Source organism: Flavicella marina (assembly GCF_009193215.1).
GTDB lineage: Bacteria > Bacteroidota > Bacteroidia > Flavobacteriales > Flavobacteriaceae > Flavicella > Flavicella marina.
The window spans coordinates 84820-99540 of sequence record NZ_VYVA01000007.1 but is presented as its reverse complement, the minus strand read 5'-3'; the positions used below and the strand labels follow the sequence as shown (position 1 = coordinate 99540).

The following is a 14721-nucleotide window of genomic DNA, read 5'->3' as shown; positions in this document are numbered from 1 at the left end:
CATCAGTCTGATATTATTCAGGCTTTTTTTATGCTTATTATTCGTCTCATTACTCAAATTTTCACAAAAAGAATCGTTAAATTTACGGCTTTCAAGAATTCAAATCTTACAAATTAAGAAGCATTGTTAAGTACGTTATCAATATCAAATTACGCATTAATTAAAGAGTTAAAAACTGAGTTTTCTAACGGATTATCAATAATAACCGGTGAAACTGGGGCTGGTAAATCTATTGTCTTAGGTGCTTTAGGTTTGGTTATGGGAAACCGTGCTGACTTAAATAGTTTAAAAGATACCTCTAAGAAATGTATTATAGAAGGTGTGTTTTCAATTGAAGCTTATGATCTTAAAACTTTTTTTGAAGAAGAAGATTTGGATTACGAAGAAGAGACAATTATTCGTAGAGAAATTCTACCAAGCGGTAAATCAAGAGCTTTCGTAAATGATACTCCGGTTACCTTGTCTGTACTACATGCTTTAAAAGAAAAGTTAATTGATGTTCATTCGCAACATAAAACGGCACAACTTTCAGAGTTGAGTTATCAATTTCAAATACTGGATGCACTTGCAAACAATAATACGCTATTAGAAGCGTATTCAGATGAATTGATAAAATACAAAAAACTTAAAAAAGAGTTCACGGTTTTGTTAGAGAGTCAAGAAGCAGCAAAACAAGAGTATGCATACAATTCGCATTTATACCATGAATTGGTTGAAGCAAATTTGAGTCCAGACGAACAAGAAGAACTCGAGCAAACTTTAGAGAAGTTAAACAATAGTGAGTCGATAAGTAGCTCACTTGCAGAAAGTGTGCAATTGGCCACAGATGAGCAAGTAGGAGTGCAGAATTTATTGTACCAAATAAAAGCAGCTCTTTCTAAAATAGCTTCGTTTTCAGAAGAATATGCTAATTACGAACAGCGTATCGAAAGTTTGAAAATAGAATTGGATGATGTTGTTTTTGAATTAGAGAAATCTATAGAAAACGTTGAAATCAACCCAGAAGAATTAGAGCGATTGAATGATCGTTTGCAGTTGATTTATACCTTGCAGAAAAAGCATATGGTGGCTTCTGTTGAAGAATTATTGAAAATTAGGGATATACTCGAACTTAAGGTTTCACAGGTTGAAAACGCATCTGAATTGATTCAAGAGAAAGAAGCGGCTATTGCTGCTGTTGAGATGAAATTGAATGCAACTTGTAATAAAATTTCTAAAAATAGGAAATCTGCGATTCCAACATTGACAAAGCAATTGGAAGAAGTATTGTCTAAGTTGGGCATGGAGAATGCAAGTTTTCAAATAACGATTGATCCGGCAACTTCATTTTATACGAATGGAAAAGATGATTTAAGATTTTTGTTTTCCGCAAACAAAGGTGGAAATTACGATGAGCTGAAAAAAGTTGCCTCTGGTGGAGAATTGTCGAGAATTATGCTTGGGGTGAAATTGATTTTGTCAAAATACACAAAATTACCTACCATTATTTTTGATGAAATTGATACTGGAGTATCCGGAGAAGTTTCCAATAAAATTGCAGAGGTTATGCAAGAAATGAGTCAATACATGCAAGTGATTACGATAACCCATTTGCCTCAAATAGCTGCAAAAGGAGACAATCATTTCAAAGTTTATAAAAAAGACATCGATGGTGTTACAACGACATTCTTGAGCCCTTTAAATGAAGAAGAACGAATTATTGAAGTGGCAGAGATTTTAGGTGGTAAAAACATAAGCGAATCAGCATTAGAGCATGCAAAAGAGCTGTTAAAGGCTTAATTGAGAAAACATAACATGATGAAAATTAAAAAAATAGCACCGTATTTAATAGCAATAGTTGTATTTGCAGTGGTAGCCTTGTTGTATTTTTCACCGGTATTAAAAGGTGAGAAATTATTTCAAAGCGATATCCAGCAATTTCGTGGAATGTCTAAAGAAATAGTTGATTATCGTGAGGCTTATGGAGAAGAACCGTATTGGACTAATGCTGCTTTTTCTGGAATGCCATCGTACCAACTGAGTACCTATTATCCGAATGATTATATCAAAAAAATAGACAGTTTGATTCGGTTTTTACCGCGACCTGCAGATTATTTGTTTTTATATTTCTTAGGCTTTTTCGTACTCTTAATGGTATTGAAATTTGATTGGAAACTTGCTATTATCGGTTCTTTGGCTTTTGGATTTTCAACCTATTTTATTATAATTTTTGGCGCAGGACATAATGCAAAGGCACATGCGATTGGTTATATTTCAATGGTTTTTGCTGGAGTGCTGTTAGTTTTTCAGAAGAGATATTTGACTGGGTTTTTCTTAACAACAATTGCCTTGGCTTTGGAGTTAAATACAAGTCATCCACAAATGACTTATTATATGTTGTTTTCATTATTGATTTTGGGCTTAGTAGTTCTTATTGAAAGTGTAAAAGAAAAGCAATTGCAAGTGTTTATTAGACAAGTGGGAGTTTTATTTCTCGCTGGGTTTCTTGCTTTGGCAATGAATGCGAGTAGTTTGTTAGCAACAAAAGAATACGCAGATTACAGTACTCGTGGTAAAAGTGAATTAACTATAACACCCGAGGGTAAGCAAAAAGAGCAAACTTCGGGCTTGTCTAAGGACTATATTACCGCGTATAGTGTTGGAGTCTTAGAAACTTTGAATGTGTTTATTCCAAGGTTTATGGGAGGTGCTAGTGTTGAAAATCTCGGAGAAGACTCTCATACCTATGCATTATTAAATTCTAGAATTGACAGTCGCCAAGCGAAAGACTTCTCGAAAAGCTTACCTACTTATTGGGGAAGTCAACCAGGTGTTTCAGGTCCCCCTTATATTGGAGCTGTATTTGTTTTCTTATTTGTTCTAGGGATTTTTCTTGTGGAAGCAAGGTTGAAAAAATGGTTAGTTGGTACTGTTGTTTTGTCGATTGTACTGAGCTGGGGACATAATTTTTCATTGGTAACAGATTTCTTTATAAACTACATTCCTTTGTACAATAAATTTAGAGCGGTTTCATCCATTCAGATTTTAGCTGAAATTGCGGCTCCTCTTTTGGGGATGCTAGGGTTGAAAGAATTATTATTTGGAGAAAAGTCTACTAGTGAAAAGTTAGCCATCTTAAAAAAGAGTTTTTATATAGTAGGTGGTTTGGCGTTGTTTTTTACTGTATTCGGAACTTCAATATTAGATTTTTACCGAGCTACTCCCTATGACAATATGATCAAAGGTTTTTCTGGAGCAATTGAGGCCGATCGAAAAGCTATATTTTTTGACGATAGTTTGCGATCATTTTTGTTAGTGCTATTTACTGCAGTATTGTTGTTTGGTTATATAAAAGGATCTTTAAAGAAAACTATTTTATTTGGTGGTTTGGCCTTGCTTTTATTGTTTGATATGGTAGGCGTAGCAAGAAGATATGTTGATGAAAGTGATTTTCACAAGGCGATACGTATTGAAAAACCATTTGTGAAATCATCTATAGACAAAGCGATATTGAAAGATAAAAGTCACTATAGAGTGGCTAATTTTACATTGAATTTTATGAATGATGGAGCGACATCTTACTTTCATAATTCTATAGGGGGGTATCATGCTGCGAAATTAGGACGTTATCAAGAGCTAGTTGATTTTCATATTGCGAAAAACAATTTACAGGTCTTGAATATGTTGAATACGAAATACTTTATTTTACCCGATGAGGAAGGAAATGAAGCGCTACAAGTAAATTCAGATGCCAACGGAAATGCTTGGTTTGTAAATGATGTAAAATTTGTTTCGAATGCAAATGAAGAAATTTTATCATTGGCGAGTTTCAATTCGAAGTCGACTGCAATTGTCAATAAAAATGAATTTCCTAAGTTTTATGAAGCGTACAAAAAAACAGAAACTATAGCCTCGAATAGTGTTGCTTTAGATGCATTTAAAACCAATGAATTCAGTTATTCAGTTCAAAGTGATTTAGATCAATTATTGGTGTTTTCTGAGATTTATTATAAAGATGGTTGGAATGCTTATATAGATGGTAAACAAGTACCATATATCAGAGCAAATTATGTTCTACGTGCTTTGCAAGTACCTGCTGGTGAACATAAAATAGTATTTAAGTTTGAGCCAACAGTAATCGCAAAAGGAAATATAATTAATTTAGGAGCTTTGATTTTCTTTTTAGGGATATTGGCTTTTGGTTATTTTAAAAACAGAAAACGTGTATAAAACAATGCCAAACAAAAGGTATGAGCATACCTTAGCTTTTTTAAAAGAAGTATTACCTGCTCCGGCTGTAATTCTCGATTTAGGTGTTAGAAATCCTTTTTCAGAAATTATGGAAGCGAATGGTTATACCGTTTACAATACGCATGGAGAAGATTTAGATGAATTGCCGGAAATTGTGAATGATAAAGAGGTTGATGCAGTAACAGCGTTTGAGATTTTTGAGCATTTATTAGCTCCGTACAATGTTTTAAAATTGATAAATGCAAACAAGTTGATTACTACAATACCCTTGAAATTATGGTTTGCTAGTGCGTATAGAAGCAAAACCGATATGTGGGATCGTCACTATCATGAATTTGAAGATTGGCAATTTGATTGGTTGCTAGAAAAATCTGGTTGGAATGCTAAGACATCTAAGAAATGGACCAGTCCAATTAAACAAATAGGTTTTAGGCCGATACTGAGAACATTCACACCGAGATACTATGCCGTATATGCAGAAAGATAACGAATATGGATACATCTGTATGGTTGTAGATGGAAATTATCCAAATGATATACGAGTTCGAAAAGAAGCAGAGTCATTAGCTGAAAAAGGAAAGAAAATTTTAGTTATTTGCCCAGCGAAAAAAGAGTTGCCAAAACAAGAAACCATCAATGGTGTATTGGTTTATAGAATAGGTGATAATTACAGCTTTAAAAAAAAAGGAATATACGACATTGTAGAAAGTATCACCGACATCAATATTTTCTTTTATTTTGGATTGAAAAAAGTATTTCGAAAATTTGCAATAGACTATTTACATATACACGATTTGCCAATTGCAGGCACGGGTTACTTGTTTAAAGAAGAAGTGAAAAAAGGTTTGATACTCGATCTACATGAAAACTTTCCAGAGGCATTGAAAACTTGGTTTGCATGGAGAAAGAGCTCGATAGTCAAGTTAAAAAATGCACTTTTCTTTAATCCGAAGCAGTGGTCTAAAAAAGAAAAAAAATACTGTGAAAAGTATGATAAGATTATTTGTGTTGTAGAGGAAATGAAAGCAAAACTTGCTCATAATTTTCAAGTTGATTCAAGTAAGATGCTCGTGATTTCTAATCATGAAAAGATTGATTTTGTCGAAAATTTTGAAAATAATAAAATACAGAATTGTATTGATCCAGAACGTTTTTCTATTACATATGTAGGAGGTTTTGGTCCACATAGAGGTCTAGACACAGCTATTAAGGGAATGAAACTAGTTTCAGAAAACATTCCTGAAGCAAAAATGTATCTGATTGGCAAAGGAAGTAAAGATGTGCAAAACACATTAGTTGGTTTGATTGAATCCAATAAATTGCAAAATCATGTTGAAATTGTTGGTTACAGACCTTTCAAAGAAGTAGCCGCAATCATGCAAGCTTCAAATATTAATATGATACCACATAATGCAGACGAACATACGAACAATACCATACCGCACAAGTTGTTTCAAATTATGTTGAGTAAGAGTTTGTTGTTGGTGAGTTCATGTAAACCTTTGAAAAGGATTGTTGGTACTTACGATGCAGGAGTCGTGTTCGAAGCTGGTAATTCACTTGATTTTTCACATAAAGTACACGAGATTCATTCAAATATAGAGGAGTATCAACAGAAAATACAAAATGCATTTGATGCCGTTACTAAAAAAGGTGAAAATTGGGAATCAGAGAGCGAAAAATTGCTAGATTTATATAATAATTGGCAAATTTGAAAGTATTAATTCTTACATATTATTGGCCACCTGCAGGAGGCTCAGGTGTACAACGTTGGCTAAAGTTTGTAAAATATTTACAAGAATTTGGCATAACGCCAGTGGTATATACTGTTGAAAATCCAGATTTTTCGATACAAGATGAAGGCTTGTTAAATGAGATACCTTCAAATATTGAAGTGCTTAAGCAACCAATATGGGAGCCTTATCAATTAGTGAACCTTTTATCTAAAGGCAAGAAAAATATGACCAATGCTGGATTTCTTTCACAGCAAAAAAGTATGTTTGGACGATTGAGTAGCTACATTAGAGCAAATTACTTTATTCCAGACGCACGAATGTTTTGGATAAAACCATCTGTTTCGTATTTAGAAAAATACCTTAAAGAGAATCCGGTAGATTTAATTATTTCATCTGGACCTCCTCATAGTTTGCATTGTATTGCTATGAAATTGAAACAAAAAATGAATCTTAAATGGATTTCTGATTTTAGAGATCCGTGGACAGATATAGATTATTTTCATCAACTACCACTGACAAAAAAAGCATTGGAAAAACACAAGTTATACGAGCAAAATGTGGTTTCTAAGTCAGATGCGGTTGTTGTTGTTGGTGAGACGATGCGAAAGAATTATTTAGCATTAAATAGTAATACTGTTGTACTATCAAACGGTTTTGATACTGAAGTAACTTCTGACAAAGTGGTCTTAGATACTGCCTTTTCAATTACCCATATTGGTATGATGAACGAAGACAGAAATCCTCGTGTTTTGTGGGAAGTTTTATCAGAACTTACTGAAGAAATTGATGGCTTTTCTGCTGCTCTTGAAATACAATTGATCGGTAAAATAGATGCTAGCGTTACTGATGAGATTGAGAAAAATCAATTAGAGAAAAATACCAGCTTTATTTCTTATGTTCCGCATGAAGAAGTTCAGAACTATCAAAAAAAATCGCAACTATTGTTATTGTCAATAAATAGAGTACCTAGCGCAAAAGGTATAGTAACCGGAAAAGTATTTGAGTATTTGGTTGCAAAAAGACCTATTTTAGCAATAGGGCCAATAGATGGCGATTTGGCGAATATTTTAGAAGCGACTAAAGCAGGTTCTATAGTTGGATTCGATGATAAAGAGCAGTTGAAATCAGAATTGATTAAAATGTATCAAATATTTAAAGAAACAAGATTGTCTGTGAATTCTATCGGAATTGAAAAGTACCACAGAAAAGAAATAACGAAAAAACTGGCAGAACTGATTAAGCAAACCGTTGCATAGATGAAAAAAATTGTTACTATTTTAGGGGCAAGACCCCAGTTTGTAAAAGCCGCAGTGTTAAGTCGTATCATAAATAAACATGCCTTTTTTGAAGAGGTAATAGTGCATACGGGACAACACTATGATGCCAATATGAGTGCAGTGTTTTTTAAAGAAATGGATATTCCTCATCCTAAATACAATTTAAATGTAAATGGGGTAGGACATGGTGCTATGACCGGGCAAATGCTTGAAAAAATTGAAGAAGTTTTGCTTGATGAAAAACCAGACTTGGTGGTTGTTTATGGTGATACAAACTCGACTTTAGCAGGTGCTTTGGCAGCACAGAAATTACAAGTGAAAATTGTACATATCGAGGCTGGATTGCGTTCTTTTAATATGCAAATGCCGGAGGAAGTGAATAGGATATTAACGGATAGAATAGCGAATTTGTTACTGTGTCCAACAGATACAGCATTGAAAAATTTGTCCGCAGAAGGATATGATCAATTGCCTATAAAAGTGGATAAATGTGGTGATATAATGAAAGATGCCGTTGCCTATTACAGTCAGTTTTCGCAAAGAAAGTCTTCGATCATAAGTAACCTTGATTTAAAAAATAATGATTTCGTATTGGCAACAATACATCGTCAAGAGAACACAGATTCTTTAGAACAATTAACAGCTATTTTTGAAGGCCTTTCTGAAATACATTTAGAGAAGCAAGTTGTGATGCCATTACATCCAAGAACAAAACGAATTTTAGAACAACATGGTTTAGAGTATCCAATTCGATTTATTACTCCTGTGGGATATTTCGATATGTTGGAGTTATTGAAAAACTGTGCTATGGTTATTACCGATAGTGGAGGACTGCAAAAAGAAGCTTTTTTCAATAAGAAGTATTGCATCGTTGCACGTGAACAAACAGAATGGGTGGAGTTGGTTGAAAATAGTTTTGCAAAAATAGTAGGTGCAGACGCAAAGAAAATGAAACTAGCCTACCAAGAGTTATTGGCAATGAAAGGTGATTTTTCAATTGATTTATTTGGAAATCAAGTAGGAGAAAAAATTCATGAGGCAATAAAAATGTTGATCAATTAAAATGGGAATTGTATTAAAACAATCGTTTAAAAATACACTTACTATCTATGGAGCTTTTGCCATAGGTGGAGTGAATGCATTGTTTTTATACACATCTTTTTTAGAAGATACTTACTACGGATTGGTAACTTTTTTGTTGTCTACAGCAAATTTATTAATGCCTTTTGTAGCGTTTGGAGTTCAGTATACTATACTGAAGTTTTATTCTTCTTATAAAACCAAACTAGAAAAGGATCGTTTTTTATCGACAGCTCTTTTTCTCCCGTTGTTAATTGCAATTCCTTCAGGGTTTGTTGGAGTGGTGTTTTACGAATCGATTTCAAATTATCTCTCGTTGGAAAATCCAATTGTCAAAGAGTATGTTTGGGTGATCTATTTCGTAGCGATTGCAACAGCTTATTTCGAAATTTTCTATGCTTGGTCTAAGGTACAAATGCAATCGGTTTATGGTAATTTGTTGAAAGAACTTTTTTCTAGAGTGGCTGCTATGGTGTTACTGTTTTCTGTTTATTTTGAATGGATTTCAGTAGAAGAGTTTGTATGGTATTTGTCGGGTGCATATTTTATTAGAATGCTATTGATGATGCTCTATGCATTTTATCTTTACCCTCCGAAATTTGTCTTTGAACTGCCAGAAAATAGTATTGATATTTTAAAATATTCGTTGTACATAATTCTGGCCGGAGCTGCTGGAACTATCTTGATTGATATTGATAAATTTATGATACCTCAAAAGGAGGCAATTGCCTTAACAGCTTATTATTCTGTTGGAGTATATATTGGTTCTGTAGTAGAGACACCCGGAAGAGCTATGGCACATATTTTACAGCCACTAATTTCGAAAAATATAAATGAAAACAATATGACTGAGGTAGCGAGCTTGTATAAAAAAAGTTCCATCAATTTATTGGCTGTTTCTGGACTTGTGTTTTTGTTAATAAATTTGAATGTTACAGAAATGTACGAGTTGCTTCCTGAAAAATTTAGAGGCGGATTTTGGGTCGTTTTGACAATTTCTATAGCGAAACTTTACCATATGTTTTTAGGTGGTAACGGTGCAATAATTTCTAATTCAAAATACTATAAGATTTTATTGCCTTATGGTGTTGCTATGGCAATAACTGTGATTCTATTGAATCATTATTTGATCGATTTATTGAGTATTGTAGGGGCTGCTTTGTCAACTTTACTAGTAGTACTTGTATTCAATAGCCTTAAGATTTACTACGTTCATAAAAAGTTTAAATTGCTGCCTTTTACGAATAAAACGGGGTTGCTTTTACTTCAGATTGTCATTTTTTATTTTGTATTTATATTTTGGGATTTTCCGTTTCATCCACTCATAAATATTCTTTTAAAGAGTATTTGTATTGCTGTTCCTTACTTGTTTTTACTGATAAAGTTCTCTATATCAGTAGATATAAACATGGCTTTATCGAAAATTGTTAAAAAGTAACAATTGACCTAAATATTATTGTTAAATTTTGTGTAATTGAATTTGTATATTTACGTCAAAGCCTCGTAAAGATATAATTGCATGATCAAAGCTATAGAAAGTAATCTAGAAAAGGGAATCCATTTATTAAATACTATCTCTGAAGGACAATACAAAGACACTTCTGTACAACCCTATAATTCAAGTATTGGTGGACATATACGACATATTTTAGATATGTTTAATTGTGTGTTTGACGGTGTAGAAAGTGGTGAAATAGATTTAACAGCAAGAAAAAGAAACAAGGAAGCCGAGGAGATTATTGAAGTTGGTGAAAAATATATAGTTTCTACTATAGAAAAGTTAAAATACTTAACACACGTTGATTTGGAACAAACGATTTTTGTAATAGACGATTTAGGGAATGGGAAAATTAGAGCACGATATACTTTATCTGCTGCTTTAATACAGGCGCATAGTCATGCAATCCATCATTATGCGAGTATTGGTTATATCATTCATCAATTGGGTATTGAATTGCCAGATGATATGTTTGGTTTTAACCCTACCACACCAAAAAAAGTTCCGGTAATTTCTTAGTGAAATAAGGCCTTCAAAACAAGTCTAATCCCATTCATTACAAACCCTATTGCAATAATTGCGATCACAAAGGCAATAGTAATTATTATATAATTTTCATCCTTTTTAATAGCAGAAAAACCAATATTCATTAAAATAGGAGCTAAGATGATAAAAGGAATCGATCCGAAAACAAACTTCAATCCTTTTTTTATATTTGGTGGGTTAGTACTCATGCTTTATATTTTTCAAGAACATTTCTAACGTTGCCATGTTTTTCTATAAGTATAGTGGCTTCTTCGAGTGATACGTTTAGGTTTTCCATGACCATTCTTTTGGCCCGGTCAACAAGTTTGTCATTAGAAAGTTTCATATCTACCATTTTATTCCCTTTTACCTTTCCTAATAATACCATGGTAGAAGTACTAATCATGTTTAAAATTAGTTTTTGAGCAGTACCTGCTTTCATACGAGAACTTCCTGTCACAAATTCTGGCCCGACTACTGCAACAATAGGATATTTTGCAGTTAAATGTAAAGGACTGTTTTCATTCATCGTAATGCAGCCGGTAGTTACTCCTGATTTATTTGCTTCTTTTAAAGCACCTATCACATAAGGTGTGGTTCCGGAAGCAGCGATTCCAATCACAACATCATTTGAGTTGATATTATAGGCAAGCAAGTCTTTCCAACCTTGATTCGTGTCGTCTTCGGCGTTTTCAACAGCTTTTCTTATTGCTGTGTCTCCACCTGCAATCAAGCCCATCACAAGTTCGTGAGTTACTCCGAAAGTAGGAGGACATTCCGAGGCGTCCAAAATTCCTAATCTTCCACTAGTTCCAGCTCCGATATAGAACAATCTACCACCAGTTTTTAATTTTGAAACGATTTCTTTTACAATGGCTTCAATCTGTGGAATGGCTTTTTCCACTGCGACTGCCACTGTTTTATCTTCATTATTGATGTGTGTCAGCAATTCACTTGCCGACATGTTTTCTAAGTTATTGTAATGAGAACTTTGCTCCGTAGTTTTTAAAAAATCCAAATTTGATGTTTTTATCAAAAGTACTAAATCTCTTGATTCTTATTCAATTTCTTGGATTACATATTCTTCAACCACCATTTCAGACAACCTAAAATAACCTAAAGGCTTTTTGTCAGGATTTGTTATGTTAATTCCATTACCTTTTACTTCAGCTGGAGGTGTTGCAAAAGGACCTCCAGCTTCAATTTGATCTAACAATAAATTGAAATAATTGAAATATGTTTTGGAACCACCATAAAAATATAATGTAAGTTTTTGTCCAGGTACTAAATCTTCATCTTGAATAAAGACACTATTTAATTGTCCATCTGTAAATTCATCACTTCTGGCTCCGTAAGTATCAATTAAAAAACCAGGGTAGTTGAATTGATTTATATAATAATTCTCTTCTCCTTCTGGGTCTTGAAAGAAGAATTCTACTTTAATTAAATCGGTTCCAAAAATTGGTTGAATAGATTGTTCTATAGAAACTATTTCCGAAACGGACTTTAAAGTTTCTTCTGCGGTAAATGTTTCTCCGTTGTAATTAACTGAAAGTGTATAAGTTTCTTCAATCTCAGGTAAAAAAGTAGTTGTTGAATAAATACCTGTGTTTCCTTCTTCAGTAAATGGAAAAACGGTACCAGCTCCACTAGTCACGGTAACAGTTGCACCAGTTGCCACAGGTACAGTTAGATCGTAAAAACCTGCTGTTTCGGTTAGCCTAATTTTTTGATTTGCCCCAGAAGTTCCTTTTTGCCAGTTTATATTTGCATCAATCACCAAACGTTTAGGACCTTCTTCTAAAGGCAAATCAATAACATCTTCACATGATGTAAAAAGTAATATTGTTATAAATATGTATATATATTTCATCACGACTAAAATTTAAAATTATAAGTAAACGAAGGAGTGAAACCAAAAATTGATGTTCGTACAGCTTCATTTCTACCCGTTTCTTGGTTTGTTCTAAAATCTATCGAGGCAGCATTCCTTCTACCATATAAATTGTAAATACTAAATACCCATTCACCTTTCCATCTCTTGGTGCTATTTGGCTTCGGGGTGTACGTAGCAGAAATGTCTAAATGATGATAACTTGGCAATCGAAATTGATTTCGGTCGCTATAGATTGGAACACTAAGATTTGAACTTGGGTTGTTGTAATCTCCATTAATAGCAGAAGTATATTGTCCATTAGGATAGGTAACGGGCCTACCTGATTGATATACAAAGTTCGCTCCAAATCGCCACTTTAATGAGTTGCTATAGCTTGTTGTAATTGAGATGTCATGTAATTTGTGGTAAGGTGATTTGTACCAATTTCCGTTGTTGATACCTGTTGCACCAGGTTGAGTACCTTCAACTTTTTGCTCAGTATTTGACAAAGTATAACTAATCCACCCTTTAAATTTACCGACATTTTTCTTTAATGAAAGTTCTAAACCATAGGCCCTAGATTTACCACTTAAGACAATAGTTTCAATTTGGTTTTGAGCAATCAAATCTGCACCATCTCTATAATCCAAACGATTTTGAACGTCTTTATAATATAATTCGGTTTCAATAGAATAATCTCCATCTTTAAGATTTCTAAAATATCCTATAGCATACTGATCTAAAATCTGTGGCTCAATATAAGTACCACTTGGTGTCCATACATCTAATGGGGCAGCAGAAACTGTATTTGAGACTAAGTGAATGTATTGAAACATTCTGTTATAACTCGCTTTGAAAGCATTGTTGTCATTGGGCTTGTAAGATGCTGAAAATCGGGGTTCAAAACCGTAAAACGTACGAATTACCTCACCTCTTGCATACTCATTTGCTCCATTTACTACACCTTCCTCATAGACACCGATTTCTTGGTTGAAGGATATAGGTTCGTCATTTTCATATGTATAGATACTCTGACCACCCATTCTAAAAAATGAACTGATTCGCAAACCATAATTCATTGAGAATTTTTCAGATAGTGATTGCTCAACTTCTGCATAGATAGCTGGCTCAATAGCATATTTTTGATCCAGTTTATCAGGGTTGATAGGTGATTCAGGTTTACTTGGTGTAATTTCTCCAGGATTGAAATGATAATGAATTCCACTCAATCCATAAGAGAGTGTAAAATTGTCTGAAATGTAATTTTTAAAGTCGTACTTCAGGTGAAAGTTCTGTATACCTGAGTCCCAATCAAAACCAATAAAATCTAAATTTAAAAAGTATTTGTATTCACTATAAATCAACGTTAGATTTGAAAATAGTTTGTCTGAGAATAAGTGATTCCATCTTACATTAAATGTTTGATTTCCGTAAGAGTTTGTGAAAAAATTATTGATAGTGAAAACATCTCTTCCAAAATATCCAGAGGCATATAATTTATTATTATCATCAATATCGAAGTTCAATTTCGTATTTAAGTCATAAAAGTAAACCGTATTGTCTTTTGTTTCAGGGTTGAATTTTAAAAATATGTGTGCATACGATCCTCTACCAGCAACCAAATATGAACTTTTTCCTTTTTGCAACGGTCCTTCTGCCATTAAACGACTTGAAATTAATCCGAGTCCTCCAGTGAAGTGGTGCTCTTGTTTGTTTCCGTTTTTTTGATGTACATCTAATACAGATGCGACACGTCCTCCATATTTAGCAGGGATACCTCCTTTATATAACTTAATGTCTTTAACGGCATCGGCATTAAATATTGAGAAAAACCCAAACAAGTGAGAAGAGCTATATAGGGTTGCCTCGTCTAACAAAACTAGATTTTGATCTTCAGCACCTCCACGTACGTTAAACCCAGAAGCACCTTCACCAACACTAGTTACACCAGGTAAGAGTTGAATAGACTTGATTATATCTACTTCTCCTAATACTACTGGCATTTCCTTGATGGTTTGTACACCTATTTTGTGTACACTCATTTCAGGTTTTTTTAAACTGAAAGTAGGGCTATTACTTTTTACGATGACTTCATCTATTTGCTCGCTTGCAATTTCTAGATTAAAATTTTCTTTGACATTAGAATTTAAAACAATCGTTTTACTGATGTTTTTATAACCTAGATAGCTAATATCGATTTTATATGTTCCTTCGGGAAGAGTGATAGAGTAAAACCCATAACCATTGGTAACGGTTCCTCGTTGTAGTTCTGTGAAAATTACATTTACTCCTATAAGTGTTTCACCACTACTTTTCTCAGAAATTACACCACTTAATGTGTAAGTTTTTTGTGCGTACATAAATGTTGTAAGCAGTAAAAAAACAAAATTCAGTGTATATTTTTTCATAAATGTTTAGTACAATTTAAATAATGTTAAACAAAAATACAAAATACGATCATTTATAGGTACTATTCTTGAATGATATTTGTTTATTTAT

General features: G+C 33.4%; 12 protein-coding genes. 8 read left to right on the top strand and 4 right to left on the bottom strand.

What is annotated here, in order from left to right; all coding sequences use genetic code 11:
* The first annotated feature begins 123 nt into the window (after window positions 1–123).
* The 8 genes from recN to F6P99_RS13060 all read left to right on the top strand — a co-directional run bounded on the left by recN (window position 124) and on the right by F6P99_RS13060 (window position 10340).
* The gene (gene recN, locus F6P99_RS13095) at window positions 124–1779 is read left to right on the top strand and encodes a DNA repair protein RecN (RefSeq protein ID WP_152287945.1); all 1656 of its coding nucleotides are present in this window, start codon (window positions 124–126) and stop codon (window positions 1777–1779) included.
* A 15-nt stretch (window positions 1780–1794) separates the two neighbouring features.
* On the top strand, window positions 1795–4209 hold the full coding sequence (locus F6P99_RS13090) for a YfhO family protein (RefSeq protein WP_226913087.1): 2415 nt from the start codon (window positions 1795–1797) through the stop codon (window positions 4207–4209).
* Between the two features lie 4 nt (window positions 4210–4213).
* Entirely contained in the window at window positions 4214–4717 is a 504-nt protein-coding gene (locus F6P99_RS13085) for a methyltransferase domain-containing protein (RefSeq protein WP_394349544.1), read from the top strand.
* The gene (locus F6P99_RS13080) at window positions 4704–5945 is read left to right on the top strand and encodes a glycosyltransferase (RefSeq protein WP_193316084.1); all 1242 of its coding nucleotides are present in this window, start codon (window positions 4704–4706) and stop codon (window positions 5943–5945) included. Before F6P99_RS13085 ends, F6P99_RS13080 begins: the two co-directional genes overlap by 14 nt.
* Window positions 5942–7222: a glycosyltransferase family protein gene (locus F6P99_RS13075; protein WP_152287942.1), complete on the top strand. Its 1281-nt coding sequence runs from the start codon at window positions 5942–5944 to the stop codon at window positions 7220–7222. The genes F6P99_RS13080 and F6P99_RS13075 overlap by 4 nt, the downstream gene beginning before the upstream one ends.
* Window positions 7223–8305, top strand: a complete 1083-nt coding sequence (wecB, locus tag F6P99_RS13070; protein ID WP_152287941.1) for a non-hydrolyzing UDP-N-acetylglucosamine 2-epimerase — start codon at window positions 7223–7225, stop codon at window positions 8303–8305.
* 1 nt (window position 8306) lies between these two features.
* Window positions 8307–9761 carry a lipopolysaccharide biosynthesis protein gene (locus F6P99_RS13065; RefSeq protein WP_152287940.1) on the top strand — a complete coding sequence of 485 codons (1455 nt, stop codon included), beginning with the start codon at window positions 8307–8309 and terminating at the stop codon, window positions 9759–9761.
* Between the two features lie 81 nt (window positions 9762–9842).
* Entirely contained in the window at window positions 9843–10340 is a 498-nt protein-coding gene (locus F6P99_RS13060; protein ID WP_152287939.1) for a DinB family protein, read from the top strand.
* Here F6P99_RS13060 and F6P99_RS13055 read toward each other — a convergent pair.
* Genes F6P99_RS13055 through F6P99_RS13040 form a run of 4 tightly spaced genes read right to left on the bottom strand, consistent with a single transcriptional unit; the run spans window position 10337 to window position 14630 of the window.
* Window positions 10337–10555, bottom strand: a complete 219-nt coding sequence (locus tag F6P99_RS13055; protein WP_152287938.1) for a DUF6095 family protein — start codon at window positions 10553–10555, stop codon at window positions 10337–10339. The two genes, F6P99_RS13060 and F6P99_RS13055, sit on opposite strands and share 4 nt — an antisense overlap.
* Window positions 10552–11364 (bottom strand): N-acetylmuramic acid 6-phosphate etherase, encoded by an 813-nt coding sequence (murQ, locus tag F6P99_RS13050; protein WP_152287937.1) that lies wholly within the window; start codon window positions 11362–11364, stop codon window positions 10552–10554. The genes F6P99_RS13055 and murQ overlap by 4 nt, the downstream gene beginning before the upstream one ends.
* A 39-nt stretch (window positions 11365–11403) precedes the next feature.
* Complete coding sequence (locus F6P99_RS13045; protein ID WP_152287936.1) at window positions 11404–12219, bottom strand: DUF4249 domain-containing protein; 816 nt, start codon at window positions 12217–12219, stop codon at window positions 11404–11406.
* A gap of 5 nt (window positions 12220–12224) precedes the next feature.
* Entirely contained in the window at window positions 12225–14630 is a 2406-nt protein-coding gene (locus tag F6P99_RS13040) for a TonB-dependent receptor (protein ID WP_152287935.1), read from the bottom strand.
* Between the last annotated feature and the right edge of the window lie 91 nt (window positions 14631–14721).